At 35.2% G+C, this 16,762-nt stretch carries 15 protein-coding genes and 3 pseudogenes; 8 read left to right on the top strand and 10 right to left on the bottom strand.

Annotated elements, in window-relative coordinates; genetic code table 11:
- Positions 1–313: 313 nt before the first annotated feature.
- The 6 genes and pseudogenes from H7U01_RS03025 to H7U01_RS03000 all read left to right on the top strand — a co-directional run.
- A pseudogene (locus tag H7U01_RS03025) lies at positions 314–523 on the top strand (UDP-N-acetylglucosamine 2-epimerase); the annotation flags it as partial.
- 29 nt (positions 524–552) lie between these two features.
- A pseudogene (locus H7U01_RS03020) lies at positions 553–786 on the top strand (PfkB family carbohydrate kinase); the annotation flags it as partial.
- Positions 787–807: 21 nt separating this feature from the next.
- Positions 808–1,845 carry a GGDEF domain-containing protein gene (locus tag H7U01_RS03015; RefSeq protein ID WP_060973110.1) on the top strand — a complete coding sequence of 346 codons (1,038 nt, stop codon included), beginning with the start codon at positions 808–810 and terminating at the stop codon, positions 1,843–1,845.
- A gap of 102 nt (positions 1,846–1,947) precedes the next feature.
- Positions 1,948–3,012: a bifunctional glycosyltransferase family 2/GtrA family protein gene (locus tag H7U01_RS03010; protein WP_073688540.1), complete on the top strand. Its 1,065-nt coding sequence runs from the start codon at positions 1,948–1,950 to the stop codon at positions 3,010–3,012.
- Entirely contained in the window at positions 3,002–5,227 is a 2,226-nt protein-coding gene (locus H7U01_RS03005) for a glycosyltransferase family 2 protein (RefSeq protein WP_060972932.1), read from the top strand. The genes H7U01_RS03010 and H7U01_RS03005 overlap by 11 nt, the downstream gene beginning before the upstream one ends.
- Positions 5,224–7,164, top strand: coding sequence for a hypothetical protein (locus tag H7U01_RS03000; RefSeq protein ID WP_201041092.1), 1,941 nt, complete (start codon positions 5,224–5,226; stop codon positions 7,162–7,164). Before H7U01_RS03005 ends, H7U01_RS03000 begins: the two co-directional genes overlap by 4 nt.
- 112 nt (positions 7,165–7,276) lie before the next feature.
- Here the strand turns inward: H7U01_RS03000 and H7U01_RS02995 are convergent.
- The 9 genes and pseudogenes from H7U01_RS02995 to H7U01_RS02955 form a co-directional block, all read right to left on the bottom strand.
- A pseudogene (locus H7U01_RS02995) lies at positions 7,277–7,468 on the bottom strand (DNA polymerase); the annotation flags it as partial.
- A complete protein-coding gene (locus H7U01_RS02990; protein ID WP_195413976.1) occupies positions 7,468–7,923 on the bottom strand; it encodes a hypothetical protein in 456 nt (151 codons plus the stop codon). The gene H7U01_RS02990 and the pseudogene H7U01_RS02995, both read right to left, overlap by 1 nt.
- 14 nt (positions 7,924–7,937) lie before the next feature.
- Entirely contained in the window at positions 7,938–8,624 is a 687-nt protein-coding gene (locus H7U01_RS02985; protein WP_201041091.1) for a helix-turn-helix domain-containing protein, read from the bottom strand.
- 9 nt (positions 8,625–8,633) lie between these two features.
- Positions 8,634–9,374: an ImmA/IrrE family metallo-endopeptidase gene (locus H7U01_RS02980; protein WP_227853304.1), complete on the bottom strand. Its 741-nt coding sequence runs from the start codon at positions 9,372–9,374 to the stop codon at positions 8,634–8,636.
- A gap of 193 nt (positions 9,375–9,567) precedes the next feature.
- Positions 9,568–10,251 (bottom strand): FxLYD domain-containing protein, encoded by a 684-nt coding sequence (locus H7U01_RS02975; RefSeq protein ID WP_260318066.1) that lies wholly within the window; start codon positions 10,249–10,251, stop codon positions 9,568–9,570.
- A 257-nt stretch (positions 10,252–10,508) separates the two neighbouring features.
- A complete protein-coding gene (locus H7U01_RS02970; RefSeq protein WP_195435448.1) occupies positions 10,509–11,393 on the bottom strand; it encodes a hypothetical protein in 885 nt (294 codons plus the stop codon).
- A gap of 635 nt (positions 11,394–12,028) precedes the next feature.
- Positions 12,029–12,538, bottom strand: a complete 510-nt coding sequence (locus tag H7U01_RS02965) for a hypothetical protein (protein WP_195435521.1) — start codon at positions 12,536–12,538, stop codon at positions 12,029–12,031.
- Positions 12,539–12,561: 23 nt separating this feature from the next.
- The gene (locus H7U01_RS02960; RefSeq protein WP_183135903.1) at positions 12,562–13,068 is read right to left on the bottom strand and encodes a hypothetical protein; all 507 of its coding nucleotides are present in this window, start codon (positions 13,066–13,068) and stop codon (positions 12,562–12,564) included.
- A 39-nt stretch (positions 13,069–13,107) separates the two neighbouring features.
- Entirely contained in the window at positions 13,108–13,596 is a 489-nt protein-coding gene (locus H7U01_RS02955) for a hypothetical protein (protein ID WP_371505992.1), read from the bottom strand.
- A 311-nt stretch (positions 13,597–13,907) separates the two neighbouring features.
- On the opposite strand from H7U01_RS02955, the gene H7U01_RS02950 reads away from it, so the two are divergent.
- Positions 13,908–14,207 carry a YbaB/EbfC family nucleoid-associated protein gene (locus H7U01_RS02950; protein WP_064524274.1) on the top strand — a complete coding sequence of 100 codons (300 nt, stop codon included), beginning with the start codon at positions 13,908–13,910 and terminating at the stop codon, positions 14,205–14,207.
- 118 nt (positions 14,208–14,325) lie between these two features.
- Here H7U01_RS02950 and H7U01_RS02945 read toward each other — a convergent pair whose 3' ends face one another.
- The gene (locus tag H7U01_RS02945; protein WP_037599168.1) at positions 14,326–14,943 is read right to left on the bottom strand and encodes a hypothetical protein; all 618 of its coding nucleotides are present in this window, start codon (positions 14,941–14,943) and stop codon (positions 14,326–14,328) included.
- A gap of 1,103 nt (positions 14,944–16,046) precedes the next feature.
- Between H7U01_RS02945 and H7U01_RS02940 the strand changes: the two genes are divergently transcribed.
- The gene (locus H7U01_RS02940; RefSeq protein WP_002884692.1) at positions 16,047–16,748 is read left to right on the top strand and encodes an ABC transporter ATP-binding protein; all 702 of its coding nucleotides are present in this window, start codon (positions 16,047–16,049) and stop codon (positions 16,746–16,748) included.
- The last annotated feature ends 14 nt before the right edge of the window (positions 16,749–16,762 follow it).

Below are 16,762 nucleotides of genomic sequence, written 5' to 3'. Positions count from 1 at the left end.
ATATATGTAAATTAGCAATACTGCTGGATTCAAAAACACTTTTATTAGCAAAGCGTTTTTTCTCCTGCAGTTTTTTTATTTATTAAATAGTGTATTTTTAAATTCGGGGGAGAAGACTAGAAAATCTCAAAACAATTGATATCCTTGGATGATATGACTTAGTTTTCTTGTCTTACTTCTTGAATTTTATACGTAATGATAGTCTTTTTATTGAGACCTTTTTCTTTATCTACTTTACATCATTTGCAAAACAAGACCAATAGCGAGGGCATTCCCTTTAATGCTTTTGGAGAAAGGATAACTCATTTTCCTTTTCATTGGTGCTAATGGAGTTGATGCCAATTATTTCACAACGCCAGATATGGAAGAGGCGGTCATTAAACGAACAGTGATAGCTAATGCGCAAAAAGCCTATGTTCTAGCTGATGCTTCTAAACTTGGTCAGGTTACCTATGCTAAGGTAGCCGAGGTTGAGAAAGTAACCATAATCACAAATGCTTCGGAAGAAGGGCTCCTTAAATAATTAAAAGAGAAAACGAGGGTTATTGAAGTATGATTTATACTGTGACGCTAAACCCATCAATCGACTTCATTGTTCGTATCGATAAAGTAGAGATTGGTGAAGTTAACCGTATGGAGAGTGATGATAAGTTCGCTGGCGGTAAGGGTATTAATGTTAGTCGTATTTTGCAACGCTTAGGTGTTGATAATACTGCAACGGGCTTCATCGGTGGTTTTACAGGACGTTTTGTGACAGATGGTTTGGATGCTGAAGGTATTAAAACTACTTAGAATGGTGAGACTGTAATGGTATTAGGAAAAGTAAGTGATTTTTTAATCAAGCATCAAAGATTGTTAACATACTTAAGTATTTTTGCTGCGTTAATGTTATTAATGCGCTTAGTGTATGATGATGTTTTGATTGACCATGATAATCCCATCGTTTTAGCAATCTTTATAGGAATACTAGTTCTTTGGACCCTAGCATCTTACCTTAATCGAAGACAGCATATGCTATCCCACTTTATCTTACAGAGTTCGAAACTTATTAACGTCTATGCTGTAGACTTAGATTATCGTTTTATTGCGGTTAATAAGAATGATATTCGGCTCATGGAAGAAATCTTTTATTTCACTCCCAAAATTGGTGACTTTCCAATGAATTATCTTAATAGTGAAGATGCTGCGCGTTTAAAAGCAAATGTTGATCGTGCGAAAAAGGGTGAAACATTTATATTTATGGATACTATTAAGACAGGCGACAAAACGCTTTACTGGCAAAATATGTATTCTCCCATTTATAACAATCGCCAAAAAGTGATTGGTGTTTTTTGTTTTGTTCTTGATGTTACAGAGCAGAGACTTCATGAACTTGAAATACAGAGGATGGCATACGAAGATGTTTTAACACGGGTTCATAATCGACGATATATTGAGCTTGCTTTTGAGGAATGTCTGACACGTAAAGAAGAACAAATTACGGTTATTATATCTGATTTGGATAAATTCAAGGAAGCAAATGATACCTTTGGACATGCTACGGGAGATAAGATTCTAATTGAATTTGGTGATATTTTAACGAAGATAATGCCTGAAAGTGCTGTAATAGCAAGGTTAGGTGGAGATGAATTTGCGGTTTTACTCCCTGGAGTTTCTGAAAATCAAGCTGAATTTTTAATAAAACTTGTTCAAGCAGAAATGACTCTCAAAGATATGGGGATTACAGCATCTTTAGGTGCTTATACGGACTCTTATCAATCACATAAAAACTTCGTTGATTTTTTTGCAATAGCTGATAAGAAAATGTACGAAAATAAAAGTCAGAAAGGAAAATCAGATGTTTGATATTATTCTAGTCGATGACGGTAGTGGAGCTGATTTTGCACCGTTATTTGTAATAGCTGATAAGAAAATGTACGAAAATAAAAGTCAAAAAGGAGAACGTCGATGATGTTTCAAGATGTTGTTATTGTCATTCCTGCCTATGAACCTGATGACCGTTTGTTGGAACTTTTGAAAAATATTCGGGATAAGGAAAATCAAATGTTTGACATTATTCTAGTCGATGACGGTAGTGGAGCTGATTTTGCACCGTTATTTGCAATAGCGCAGAGTAACTATGCTTGTCATTTGCAAAGACATGCTGATAATAAAGGAAAAGGTCGTGCTTTAAAAACGGCTATTTCATATACTTTGGACAATTTTCCTAATGCCAAAGGAATTGTGACGATTGATTCTGATGGTCAACACACCTACGAAGACATGATGAAATGTTTGGCTGAATTTTTGCAACATCCTGATAGTTTGGTGCTGGGTGTTAGAACATTTGAAAAATCTGTTCCTTTACGTAGTAAATTTGGAAATTTATTGACAAGAGACGTCTTGGGGGCTATGACAGGTGTGAACGTTTCTGATACGCAAACGGGGCTTCGTGTGATTCCTATGTCATGGTTGCCAAAACTCTTAACCGTGGAAGGTGAACGGTATGAATTTGAGATGAATATGTTACTTGAGGCAAAAGAGGACAATATTCCGATTTGTGAAGTTGGCATTGCAACGATTTATTTGGATGAAAATCAGTCGTCGCATTTTGATGTGATTCGTGACTCGATTAGAATTTACAAGGTTTTCTTCAAGTACATTTTTTCATCATTGTTTTCCTTCTTGGTTGATATTGTTGCTTTTACGATTTTAATTTCTTTGTTTAATGGATTAAGTTTTAGTGCGGTGACGTTAGCTTCGATTTTAGCGCGTGTGATATCATCTGTTGTTAATTTCACCTTGAATCGTAAGGTGGTCTTTAAACGAGGTCAATCAAATAGTGCGATAAAATACTTCACTTTGGTGGTAGTACAGATTGTTTTGTCAAGTTTATTGGTTACAGTTCTAGGAAATGCCTTGACGACGCTGCCAATTTCATTGGTGAAGATTTTAGTTGACGGTACACTTTTCATTGTCAGTTATTTTGTGCAAAAACATTTGATTTTTAGTGGAGGTGAGAATGAAGACTAGTAAGAGGATACTCTATTTCGTTGCATTTGTAACGACTGCCTTTTATTTAACTTGGCGTTTGGTGGCGACTATCCCGTGGCATGATTCATGGTTTGCGCTGATCTTTGGGATTTTATTGTGGGGAAGTGAGGTAGTTTCAGCCATTACAGGCTACATTCTCATTTGGAATAAGCAAAAGGACTTTGAGCTTGAAAAGCCTGAGATTGCTAAGGAGCGTTACCCAGATGTGGATGTTTTGATTGCAACGCATAATGAGGATCCAGAGTTGCTTTATAAGACGATTAATGCCTGCACTTTTATGGAATATCCTGATAAGTCTAAGGTGCATATCTACGTCTGTGATGATACCAATCGTCTAGAAGTTGCCAAATTGGCTGATGAGCTTGGTGTTGGTTATTTTGGTTTGGCGGATAATAAAGATGCCAAATCAGGAAACTACAATAATGCTTTACGTCAGACGTCATCACCTTTGGTGGCGACATTTGATGCGGATATGATTCCTTATCGTGAATTCCTGTTGGAAACTGTGCCTTATTTTGTTGAACAAGTTGAGGCTTATGAAAATGGTGACGATTATGATAAGTCAAAAGTTGGTTTGATTCAAACGCCACAAAGTTTTTACAATGCTGATATTTTCCAATTTAACTTGTTTTCAGAATCAACCTTACCAAACGAACAAGATTTCTTTTCCAAAGAAATTAATGTTTTCAATAATTCGCACGGTGCAGCGCTTTATACGGGGTCTAATACGCTTATTTTCCGCAAGGCGATTGAAGATGTTGGTGGTTTTCCGACAGATACCATTACGGAGGATTTCGAGCTAGGTGTTCGGATAAATGCGGCTGGTTATGTAAATTATTCGACGAAAAGTCCAATGGCTAGCGGGTTAACGCCGACAGATTTGAAGAGTGTCATCAAACAGCGCGTGCGCTGGGGACGTGGCGTTATTCGCAGTAGCTACAATATGAATATCTTCTTTAATCCCAAATTGACAATGGGGCAAAGAATTGTTTATATTAATGGCTATCTTTATTGGTGGTCTTTCTTTAGACGGTTATTGTATATCTTGGCACCGATTTTATATACGGTTTTCCATGTGCGTGTGGTGGTGTCAAATATCTGGCTACTGTTCCTATTCTGGTTGCCAAGTTTCGCCTTGACACGCTTGTCAATGCGAGAAGTCTCAAAACAATACCAAACACAGGTTTGGGGAGAAATTGTGGAAACGATTTTTGCTCCGTATTTGTTTATTCCCATGATGTTGGAGTCCTTTGGCATTAGCAATAAAAAATTTAAGGTGACACGTAAGGGAAATTATACGTCGTGGACGTTGTACCTTTATGCGCTTCCTTATCTTGTTTTATGGGGATTAGCCGTTTATGGTTTGGTGACTTTTAACTATGGAAAATTTGGTTCAGAGCTTTTTTATGGAAGTATTATCAGTTTTTGGTTGATTTATCATATCATCAATTTGACCTTTGCGATTTTCTGTGCGCTTGGTCGTCCGATTTATCGCTCAAGTGAGCGTTTTACTGTTGATGAAGCTATGGTTATTGAGGTTGATGATGATTCTTACCAAGTGAGAGTCTGTGATATTTCAGAAACGGGGATTTCATTCTATACGGATTTACCATTGTATTTGCCGAAAGAAAAAGAACTGACGCTTAATTTGCAATCACGTGATTACCATGCGAGGGTAAAAGGTCATGTTGTTCGTGTTTTTGCGATTGATAATGGTTGGCGCTACGGCGTTCAATTTTCAGAAGTTCCTGAAGCTGATAAGCGCGAATTTTATCAGTACATTTATGACCGCATTAATTACAATCTTCCGAAGGAAAAAGACCCTTGGATGACAACATGGGATGATTTATTTGAGAACTTTAGTCAACGTTTCCAAAATAATGAACGTCCTGTTTCAGCCTATGACCAAGTAGCTTTTCCGAAAGTTCGTGTCAATGAAGAGGTTCAGGTTGCTGGAAAAAAATGCCAGCTTAGAAAGACAGATTATTATTACATGACATTTTCTGGAAAATTGACAAATACTAAAAAAGAACCGAATGTCGCATTTACCTACAAAGATTTGCCAATTCAGTTGACTTTTGTGTCCTATGATACTGATAGAGACGAATCGCTTTATCGAGTTACCAATTTAGCGGATTTGGATAGCTTACCTGCTTTTAAAGCCTTAGCAAATGAATGGAGAGGGAGAGTATGATTAGTATTGCTAGATTACTGTTGTTCTTTGTGATTACCATGGGGTACAATGCCTTTTTCCGTAATACTGTGAAGATGAATCGCCGTCTGACATGGGTGTTTACATTTTCAGTCATTACATTGGTATTGTACCTTGGTAGTTTGTTAGGCTTTATGTTGCAGACCGTGTATGCCATTTCTGTTTTGGGCTGTCTTTTGAGTCTTTATTATCTTTGGGCGGTATGGAAAAAGAAATATCGCTTTAGGAGACTTGATTATATTGCGCTTGGAATGATGGCTTATTTGCTTTTGTTTGGAATAACGCTCTGGCATTCACCGCTTTTACATTATGATAATTTTACGCATTGGGCAACGATTGTAAAATTTTTCCATATCAATAATGCTTTGCCAACACAGCAGGATACGATTATTAGTTATTATACCTATCCTGTTGGAAGTTCACTTTTCATTTATTTTTTCACGACTATCGTAGGCTTTTCAGAAGGTAGTATGTTGGTCGGGCAATTCTTCTTGATTGCTTCCAGTCTTTATGCCATGTTTGCGGCACTTCGTGATGATCGACGTGTCTTAATGGTTAGCATGATTTTTGCTTCGTTTGCTGTTTTTAATACGTTCAACGTTGCTATTCGATTAAATAATTTGCTGGTTGATTTTCTGCTTCCGGCCTTGGCCTTGGCAGCCATAGCAGGTTGTTTTGTCTATCGTAATCGTTTCTGGTTTTTGTCGCTAAATACGGCGGTAATTCTTGGATTATTAAGTATCGTCAAAGTAGATGGACTTTTCTTTGTCGCTCTCGTTTTAGTAGTTTATGTGGTTTGTATTGTGCGTTTACTTGTTCGTAAAAGAGCACGTTTAAAAGCACTAGTGCTGCTCATAATGACCTTGCTAGTCAGCTGTCTTCCTTTTGTTATTTGGCAAAAGCATGTGACGGATAATTTCCCAAATGCCTCAAGTGCCAAGCATGCGGTGTCCATGTCAGAACTTGGTCAGGTATTGACTGGAAATCTGTCAGGCGTCCCACAAAAAATTATCACTCTTTTTGTCAAATCGGTGTTTACGTTTGACAGTTTGGCAAGCAATGGAATTTTGATAATCAATCTGATTATGCTGATTGCCTTTATTGTGATTGGCATTCGTTTGAAATATAAGAAATTTGTCTTGTTGACTTGGGGATTTGTTGATATTTCGATTGTGACTTACTATATTGGCATTTTACTCATGTATCTGACAGCAATGCCGACTGATGAAGCGTTAGAATTAGCAGGATTTGAGCGCTATGCTTCGAGCATCGTTATCTTTGCTTTTGGTTGTTTGACCATGGCTTTAGCATGGGTAATGGACAAGGGCCTGTATGAAAAAATCATTAGTAAACGTAATGCTAGGTCTTACAAGAGCTTATTTAATAAACGCTTGTACCAATACGCGAGCCTTGTTTTGACAGTTTATGCCATTGGAATGTTCTTGTCAGAAAATAATGGCATTGTTTACAATAACAATCAGGAAACAAACGAGGTCGCAAAAGAAATTCGTCAGTTTACTGGAAGTCAGAGTAATTCGTCAACGGATAGAATTTTGGTTGTAACAGCAGATAAGGAGAATGTAGATAATTATTTTGCCCAATATGCTAGTCGTTATTATCTGTGGGATGTCAATGTTGATGCCAGAGAAAATTTTGTGTCGGTTGACCAAAAATTTTTAGATTTAATGGCATCATACAGAGACAGCGCAACAAGTTATTACCTCAGCAATAAAAATATCGATACTAGAGATAATTCCAATTTAACAGACGATGACTTTATTGCACTCTTAAAGACGTATGACGAAGTCTTGATTTTAGATGACCATTATACGTTTAATACCTTGACGAAAAAACTATTTGGTCGGACATATTCCCCAGGATTGTATAAAGTATCAGATATTCTTGCTGGAAAAGGGTAAGTTTTCTAGCTTTATCAAGCACAAGTCTTGATATTTCAAATAAAATATGCTATTACAACAAAAAATATGTAGAAGGAGGCGGAGTTTGTGACTTCGCCTCTTGTGGTGCTCAAAAGACTTTCTTGAACATTGGAGAGGAGGTTAAGATAAGTCCGTTTAAATTATCTAATCTACTCATCACACAAATCGAGCTCCTTAAAGGATGCAATCCACGTTCCACACACTCAACACTAGTATAGAAAGATCTCATATCCACAAAAGCAATATCAGATTTTGGTTCCCGTGAACAATCAAAATAGCCCATTATCTATATCTTTTATAGTTGTTTTCCCAATATTCCCTTTCACCTTTTCCTATGCCTTCTGGTAATTGCTTCAAACATTGTCCCATACTTTGATATTTAACAATTTCAGTTATTTCAGCCAAAGAAAGTCGATGAGATGCTCTGCTAAAGTCCGTATCGAAGTAATCAACCTCTTCTATTTCAACTAAAATCTCATAATTTTGATCAAGATAATATTTAATTTCAGATGGTACTAACTTCTCTGATTCTTTAAAAAACAAATGAATATGGCCGATTGAAGACAACAATCGTTCTCTGATATTAGTTGATTTTCCAATATAAAAACAGACTTTTTCATCTTCTAAAATGGCAAAAAACTTATATATGCCCACAATATCTTTTCCCAAAATTTCTGAGGGGATAGTGATATTCCTCATTTTAGCTTTTTCTAATTTTGCTTTATACGTCATTCCCATGGTATTCTCCTAACTTACACCTCTAATGGCATAAAGTCTCCTACAATTTTACCCACAATACGAGGGTTTTCATCATAAGAAATATAGATGTCCTTATAAGCCTTGTTAATAGAAACTAGGCGTAGCCCCTCTTTCTCACGGTAGACTTTCTTGATAAAGGTCTGAAAGTTCCATACTACAGCATATACTGCTCCATCATAATCAAAACCTGTCTCACGGATAAGAGCTACTGAACCATTTTGATATTTAGGTTCCATAGAATCTCCAGATACCCAAGAGGCAAAATCATGAGCTAGTTCTTCATTGAAATAAACAGTGTCGTAATTTCGATTATCATAAACTGATGTACCAATACCAGCAGACATTTTTTCGTATACATGGTACTCATAGAGATTTTCTGAAACTGATACTACTTGTTGAGTTTTCTCTTTTTGCACCAAGTTACGAGTATATTCTACTACTTGATCTTTACCTTTATTTGACAATGTATTATACAGACGAACAATCTCAATTTCTGTAAAATAATCTTTTGGGACGTTTAGAATCTGCTCCAACTGTTTCACTTTTTTTCTAGATGGTTTTTTTACTCCACGTTCCCATGCAGAATAGGCTTGATAACTGATTCCTAATCGATCTGCTATCTCCTTTTGAGTCATTTTTAGCTCTTTTCTTCGAGCTTTCAACTTTTCTGGTTGATACATAACTCCACCTCACATTAATAGTAATTTTATTTCTGCTTTTTTCCTTGCCTCTTTATCTGAGAATTTTTCTTTATCCCAAACATACGCAATCGACTTTCCTTTATTATAAATAAGCCACGTTTTTAAATTAATACATTCCTCCTTGATTTCTTTCCAGTTATCTTGATTCAATAAATCTGGGTATTCTTGACTTGTTACAAAACCTACATTACTAATTCTTTGCTTTATCCGATTAATAAGGGAAGGTTGAAACTGATGAAACTCCTTGATGATTTGCTCTCTAATATTATGAAACAAACGAAAAATGGAAGCGTTCTTCCCTTCAATATAAGCCTCAACTGCTTGTTTGATTTCACTACCTTTACCAGGATAATATTCCCGTAGAAAGTCTAAAAGACGAAAAAATAAAGCCTGTTTTGAAACTTCGAGACTATTTTGTATTTGATGGAAGGTCTCGCAATTATAGTATATTTTTGACAGAAGGACAATGTCAGGCATTAGTACTACAGCAGAAAATATATTTGCCTCTCGCTCTAAGATGTCCTCTTGATTATCTACAGACTCCGCAAAATAAGCCCCTTCATGATCCAAAATAAAGTGTCCTAACTCATGGCATAAAGTAAAATTTCGCTTTACTTTAGGATTATCCCGTTCATAGGAAAAACTTGTCCCTAACTCATCAACCACTGTTAAACCATGCAAAACTTGTTCCAAGAATTTTTTAGGCTTGTTATCATCATAAATACTGATTTTAAGGGATTTAACTACTAGTAAACTTAACAACTTTTATATATTTTACACTATATAGGACAGTAAATGGACAGTAACAGCATAATTGAAGAGTGAACAAAAAGAGGTATTTTTATACCTCTTTTTTGCATAACTATCTATTTTTAGAACTTAGTTGAAACACTATTGTCTACCCTTCTATAAAATAGAAAATCTACTCAAAGCTAAAACTTTTTTCACCCAAATTGACCTTAAAATATTTGAACCTCGTATCTGAATCTGGAATCGAGAATTCGAAGCTTTTTTTAGTTCCATTTTCCCATACATATCTTGTGTTAAACCGAAAACCAGAATAAACTTTATCATTTTCATCATAAAAATCAATGCTAATATCTATGTAATTGATGTAATGACCTGTAGTATTTTCAAAATCCCCTATGTAGCGCTTCTCTTTTCCCGATACACCTGTGACCTCTTCAACTACGAAGTTTTTGGGATCAAAAGTATCTACTAATATTCCGTAAACTCTATTAAATTCTTTCACAGCTTTACCAGATTTCAATATACTATCTAGAATGTTTTTATCCTGAACAGGAATTTCAACTATTGAGTTAATATCTAGAAGCAATTCAAAACGTTTATTTTGGTATTGATTCCATTCACTTACAAAAGTACTATCCACAAAATTTTGATTTTCTATCGCTTCTCTTTCATTCCTTTGGATGCTAATATATGTGTTAGCTAATCTCTTTAACTTAGGATTTTTAAATTTCCTATTTTTATACTGTTCAATTTCAATTAGTTCATAATCTATATAAGATTTATAGTCTTCAATTTCCTTTTCATCATCATCCTTTTGGGCATTAACTTTCCAACGTTCATCCAATCCTTTTGCCAATGAAGTTATGAATTCACTATCATAAGTCCTATTCCTGTTATCGATTGATTTAAATATAGATATTAACAAAAGTATTAGTAATACAGATATTAAGGATACCCTTAGTAGTTTTTTTATCAAAGTCAATCCCCCATCTCTATTGTTTTATTTATTATATTAACCCCTTGATTACTGTCACAATAGTAAATATCTTTTAAGTGACGACGCAAGTATAGATACTTTTTATACCAAATTTCATTCAGATGTATTTTCTGTTTTTAGTTCATTTTATCTTCTTCAAAGTGACCAACACCGCCTTCAACAACAAATATACAAGTTACATCAATACTTTCCCCTTCTTCACTATAATAATTACCACGTATTTCATAGATTCCATCAGAAAATGAGCCTTGGGGCAAAGATAAGAGTTTCGTTTTAAAATAATCGATATGCTCTCTCGAAGATGACTTGCTAGCGTTAGGATTCAGAGAAGCAAAAATACAATCCAAATGAAGACTCACTGCTTTACTCTTCATTAAATTTTTAGGTCTAATATTATAAAAGCCAGCCGCTTCAAAGTCTCCATTATCACGATTCCTGACTGCCTGTGAAAGAATAGTAGCGTAGATTTTTTCTCTAGATACTGGCTCAAATTTATAACTATAATCAAACGTCACTTGTCTATCAAATAGTTTATTAATTTTATTGGCAACGTCTTTTTTGATTTTATCTTCTTCTCGTTGAAAACCCGGTCTCATTTTATAAACATCTAACAAGAAGCTAAACTCGTTAAATTTAACAGTATCAAACAAGTCTTTTTCCTTGTCATTGAGCAATGCTTCGATCTTTGTAGATAACGGAGGATAAAAATCTGAAATATGCTCACCATTAGATTCCCGTATATCTGCTCTAAGATTCTTATCTAAAAAATATCCATCAGAAAATCTCTCAGTATAATTCACTTCAACAACAGTACCGTGAAATGCTTCAATTTCTTTATATGTCCTAACTACTTTTACATTACCTTTAAGACCAAGCGATTTAAATCCTTGTACGACATTATTACTCCACTGATGCCCTTTTCCACAAAAAATCACTACTACAAAGAAAATTAAACTCACAAAGGCAACTATTCCAATAATTGTATATCTTTTCGACTTCATGTCACTGTTGCCTCCCTCTGTATTAATTTATTTTTCAAGGTTCCCAATTCCATGACTCAAACTCTTCTAAAATCATTATACTATATACAGACATTTTTCACTCATCTTCTTCAAATGAAAATTTCTCCAGATTAATAGGGACTGACTATCAAAAGTGAGATTTAAGTAAAACATCCTAGTCCCACATCCTTATAATTTTCAATTCTACTACTTTTTATTTCGGAAGAATTAGCACCTATCCTCTAACCGTAAAAAAACACTTTGCAAACTGCAAAGCGTTTTCGTTTATAATCTGCTGTCTAGTAATGTTTCGCAACTCTACTATAACGGATTTATTCCTTTTTGTGTTTACAAAACTTATTTTACACTACCATAACTAACGGTCCTGGCCAAGAGATATTTTTTTCTTTATTTTTACTGAGGTAAATAAGGGTTCAGCACGAATCAACGCAAAAGAAAGAGGCTCACAATAAAAATACCCCAAAGTTAGACAAATGAAATCTAACTTTAGGGTGGGTGTTTTTGTTATGAAAATGACTTATGAGGATAAAGATCTTATCTATGAACCGAGAAAACAAGGGGAGAACTTTAAACAGCTTTTAAATCAAGTTGAGATAAATATGCTATCTTATTCTCTAATTAAACCTATTTTTATAAATTAAATTAAACAACCACTGAAGATTGATTAATGGTTTTGGTTGAACATCAATCACAGGTTGAACAGTTTCTCTAATTTCTTTTTGGACTTTTCGTTGATTATACTTAATCTTATGATAATGTTCATCAAAAGCATGTTGGAGAGAAAAATTACGATAAAAAATATAACTTTCACCTGAGTCCGGGTAAAAGACTAGAGTACCATCTGAAAAACCTAATATAGACGTTTTCGTTCCTTTATTTCTAGTTATAGCATACGTCCCGTCCTTATCATAGCTAATACCATCTAATTCCGGTGTATAAATCCAGCCATTATTCTCCATTAGCATAACGATATCCGGCTCTGTCCCCTCCTTATGAGGAATATGCTGAGCATAATAAACAGAGTTAAATTTTAAATTAATAAAGATAAATAGGCTCATTCCTAAGACTGTAACCAACCCTATAAATAGTCCTACAAAAATCCCCAAAATATTTCTTTTTCGCATTGTCATCTTCTCTTTCTTTTTCTCTAATTAAACCTACTTTGATAAACTAAATTAAACAACCACTGAAGATTGATAAAAGGTTTTGTTTGAGCCTTCATAATTGGGGAAAAATCTTCCCTAATCTCTCGTTTAATTTTCGATTCATTAACTTGAATTCTTTTTGCTTCTTCTGAAAAATAACTGACGTGATCAAATCTAAACGTACTGTCAAAACCGACAGTCATATTATCTTTATCATATAAAAAGCTTCCTGAACTTTTTGTTAAAAAAGATTTGCTTTTAGTATTTATAATAGCATTTGTTCCATCATCGTCATATCGAATACCATCAATCTCCGGTGTATAAATCCATCCCATATTCTCTACCAACATAACGAGATCCGGATCTGTCCCCTCCTTATGAGGGATATGCTGAGCATAATAAACAGAGTTAAATTTTAAATTAATAAAGGTAAACAGGCTCATTCCCAAGACTGTATACAGCCCTATAATTAATCCTACAAAGAGCCCCAAAATATTTCTTTTTCGCATTGTCATCTTCTCTTTCTTATTCTCTAATTAAACCTACTTTTATAAATTAAACAACCACTGAAGATTGACTAATGGTTTTGGTTGAGCATCAATCACAGGTTGAACAGTTTCTCTAATTTCTTTTTGAACTTTTCGTTGATTATATTTAATCTTGTGATAACGTTTGTCAAAAGCATCTTGGATAGAAAAATTACGATTAAGAAGATACATATCATCTGACTCCGAATGAAAAAATAGAGTATCACCTGTAAGATCTAATACAGACGTTTTAGTTCCTTTTTCTCTAGTTATAGCGTACGACCCGTCCTCATCATAGCTAATACCTTCTATTTCCGGTGTATAGGCCCAACCCATATTCTCCATCAGCATAATGATGTCCGGTTCTGTCCCCTCCTTATGAGGGATATGCTGAGCATAATAAACAGAGTTAAATTTTAAATTAATAAAGATAAATAGGCTCATTCCTAAGACTGTATACAGCCCTATAATTAGTCCTACAAAGAGCCCCAAAATATTTCTTTTTTGCATTACTGTCTTCTCTTTCTTTTTCTATCTCCAATCGAATTTTTGACCGGATTAACAATAAACCATTGTACACTATTTTTAACAAGTCTCATAATTTAAGGATTAGTGGCTTTGTAACTGATCTAACAGTTTTATGAACAAGAAAAAATCAAGTCTTAACAAATTCCCCCAATACTTCTCCTTACTTTGTTAATCAAGCTAAACATGGTATAATAGTTAAGATTTTTATACTACTTATTTCTGGGCAGAAGTGGGCAGTAAAATTTAAGAAACAAGGGCTAAACCCTTGATATGAAAGGAATCTAGAAAATATTATGATGAACATGCAAAACATGATGAAGCAAGCTCAAAAGCTTCAGAAACAAATGGAAAAAAGCCAAGCTGAGTTGGCTGCTACAACCTTCACTGGAAAATCAGCACAAGACTTGGTAGTTGCTGAATTAACTGGTGACAAAAAAGTAGTTAACATCACTTTCTCTGATGCTGTCGTAGATCCTGATGATGTGGAAACACTCCAAGATATGACTGTTCAAGCACTTAACAATGCTCTTGAACAAATTGACGAAGCGACTAAAAAATCAATGGGTGCCTTTGCAGGTAAATTGCCATTCTAAAAAATGAAAAGGAATCTCACGGTTCCTTTTTCTATATACTCATCTAGCAACTCAGTCATAACATACAAAAGACTTGGACAAGAAATCCAAGTCTTTTTGTGTTAGTCATATAAAAATTTTATTCTTCAACCAAAGCAAGACCTGACTGTGCGTCTTCTTCGTTTGCCAATTTATAGCGATTCTTTTGACCTAAGTAGATACTCGCTGAATCCAATGAACTTTCTAAAGTAGGGTAATTCACATCCTCATTCGCTGTTTGGGAAGGTACAGGTCCTGAGATTAATAGTTCATCATCATTCTTGACATAAATCTGATATTCTCCAACCTCGCTAGTTTGAGCTAAAATCTCATTCAACAAGTCTGGGTCAAGCGTTTGAGCTACTCCATCAACCACTTGATTAGAGTCCTGCTTATGCTCCGACGAATCCACTACCTCGGTGATAACGATGTAGTCAGGAGTTTCCTCATCTGTAGTCTTAGATTCTTCAGTTTCTGGCTGTTTTTGTCCAGGTGTTTCTTGCTTCTTCGTATCCTGAGCTTGTCCATCATGATTCTTCAAGTCCTCATCACTAACGGTTTGAACCTTAGTCATATTGGCATCTAAATCAAGTTTAGGAGTTTCTTTGACGTCAGCCGAGGCCCCACTGGTACCCATAAACAGAGCCAGAGTCCCCAAAGTAGCAATCAAGCTGATTATTGCTTTGCCGATAAAACCATTATCTTTGTTCTTAATCATAAATCCCTCACTATTTATTTGGTTAGCTCTAACTGGCTAACAAGGCGTCCTATTTACTGCTGTAGGAGGTAAAAGATTGGTTGAGCTGTTTGACCAACCCTTCACCCAGATAACAATCTTAGCATGCAACCCCCTTGATTTCAAGCGTTTCTTTAATTTTTAAGCATTTTAAATAAATGACAACTTCATGTCTTAAAATTGATGCTAATCTATTATCAGATTAGCTTTTTAACGCTATGCAAATGGTAATTTCTTTAAGTAGTACTTAGGGAAATAATAGTTGTTTTTTAGACAGATTCTTCAGAAAGCACTTTTGCTGACTTATCTCCAAAAAAATTTTATCGGATAAGAAAATTTTGTCAAAACACTTTAAATGTAACTATAAAAAAGAATTCTTGAGACAGGAAGTCGAATTCTAAATATCCTAAAATAAGATTAGGAACTAGAATTTCTCTATTAGTCAAAAAATACCACAACAAAAGGATTTAAGGGTAACTTTATGGAACACCCCATAATAAACAACTAATCTTAAAGATGCACATCTCTCATTTAGATATATATTTTTAAGGTGTTTACAACTTCTTTAAAAATAACTAACACACAAAAAATCATTACGAAAAGCCCTCTATTTCCCCATAAATAACTTTCCCCATATAGAAAATCTATCCTCCAAATTCAAAAAAATGTCCGTATTCTGGATACGTCATTGCTAGAAACTATGAAAAAACTCTTTATCTATCATCAACTTTGACGGAAAACTAGATCTCCTTTGGCACCCCCTATGATGAAGTATTTACCGACCTAAACTCTCCGATAATTATGGAAATTGAAAAAAATAGTATATCCACTCCGTAAAAGACTAAAAATAACCTAACTTTATAACTATTTCACCAAATCTTCACCTTACTCAAAGCTCATTTGAAATAGTATTTTCTCATATGTAAGCGCTTCGTCCACATTTCTGTCACATGTAAGAAGAGCTACTCCACTTTTAAACCTTTTTTTGCCTCAAAACCTAGATATTCCAAGGAAAATCCGTTACAATAGAGTACGGAAGGATAGGTAATTATCAGCATCATTATTTTCGTATGAAAGGGAAATTCATGGCTTATATTCAAATGAAGCATAGCTATAAACGCTATAAAACCGGTGATCTGGAAATTATCGCAAACAACGACGTAAGCTTTGATATCGAAAAAGGGGAGCTTGTTGTTATTCTTGGTGCCTCTGGCGCTGGGAAATCAACCGTTCTTAACATCTTGGGTGGTATGGACACCAATGACGAAGGCCGCGTCATTATTGATGGTAAGGATATCTCTGAATACACAGCCAAAGAACTTACAACCTATCGTCGTGAGGACGTTGGCTTTGTGTTCCAATTTTACAACTTAGTTTCTAACCTTACGGCCAGAGAAAACGTCGAACTAGCATCTGAAATCGTTCCAAACGCTAAAGATGCTACTCAAACACTCGTCGAAGTCGGTTTGGGAGACCGCTTAGACAACTTCCCATCACAACTATCTGGTGGGGAGCAACAACGTGTCGCTATTGCACGCGCCGTTGCCAAAAATCCAAAGATTCTTCTTTGTGATGAACCAACGGGGGCTCTGGATTATCAAACAGGGAAACAAATCCTGACCCTCCTTCAAGAAATGGCTCGCAAACAGGGAACAACTGTTATTATCGTGACCCATAATGCTTCTCTAGCTCCAATTGCCGATCGTGTCATTCGAATGCACGATGCCAAGATTAAGAGTGTGGAACTTAATCCTAATCCACAAAAAATCGAGGACTTGGAATACTAGAAAGGAGCAACGTC

Origin of the sequence: Streptococcus sp. 21.1, assembly GCF_016648635.1 — a bacterium.
Lineage (GTDB): Bacteria > Bacillota > Bacilli > Lactobacillales > Streptococcaceae > Streptococcus.
Note: the sequence above shows the minus strand (reverse complement) of the source record. Positions and strands in the feature narration are given on the sequence as shown.

Excerpts from the sequence above, each read along its gene's own strand:
- H7U01_RS02945 (WP_037599168.1), bottom strand. The coding sequence starts at position 14,943 with ATGATTAAGAACAAAGATAATGGTTTTATCGGCAAAGCAATAATCAGC.
- H7U01_RS02950 (WP_064524274.1), top strand. The coding sequence starts at position 13,908 with ATGATGAACATGCAAAACATGATGAAGCAAGCTCAAAAGCTTCAGAAA.
- H7U01_RS02985 (WP_201041091.1), bottom strand. The coding sequence starts at position 8,624 with ATGTATCAACCAGAAAAGTTGAAAGCTCGAAGAAAAGAGCTAAAAATG.
- H7U01_RS03010 (WP_073688540.1), top strand. The coding sequence starts at position 1,948 with ATGATGTTTCAAGATGTTGTTATTGTCATTCCTGCCTATGAACCTGAT.
- H7U01_RS02960 (WP_183135903.1), bottom strand. The coding sequence starts at position 13,068 with ATGCGAAAAAGAAATATTTTGGGGCTCTTTGTAGGATTAATTATAGGG.
- H7U01_RS02990 (WP_195413976.1), bottom strand. The coding sequence starts at position 7,923 with ATGGGAATGACGTATAAAGCAAAATTAGAAAAAGCTAAAATGAGGAAT.
- H7U01_RS02955 (WP_371505992.1), bottom strand. The coding sequence starts at position 13,596 with ATGCAAAAAAGAAATATTTTGGGGCTCTTTGTAGGACTAATTATAGGG.
- H7U01_RS03015 (WP_060973110.1), top strand. The coding sequence starts at position 808 with ATGGTATTAGGAAAAGTAAGTGATTTTTTAATCAAGCATCAAAGATTG.
- H7U01_RS02970 (WP_195435448.1), bottom strand. The coding sequence starts at position 11,393 with ATGAAGTCGAAAAGATATACAATTATTGGAATAGTTGCCTTTGTGAGT.
- H7U01_RS02965 (WP_195435521.1), bottom strand. The coding sequence starts at position 12,538 with ATGCGAAAAAGAAATATTTTGGGGATTTTTGTAGGACTATTTATAGGG.
- H7U01_RS02940 (WP_002884692.1), top strand. The coding sequence starts at position 16,047 with ATGGCTTATATTCAAATGAAGCATAGCTATAAACGCTATAAAACCGGT.
- H7U01_RS03005 (WP_060972932.1), top strand. The coding sequence starts at position 3,002 with ATGAAGACTAGTAAGAGGATACTCTATTTCGTTGCATTTGTAACGACT.
- H7U01_RS03000 (WP_201041092.1), top strand. The coding sequence starts at position 5,224 with ATGATTAGTATTGCTAGATTACTGTTGTTCTTTGTGATTACCATGGGG.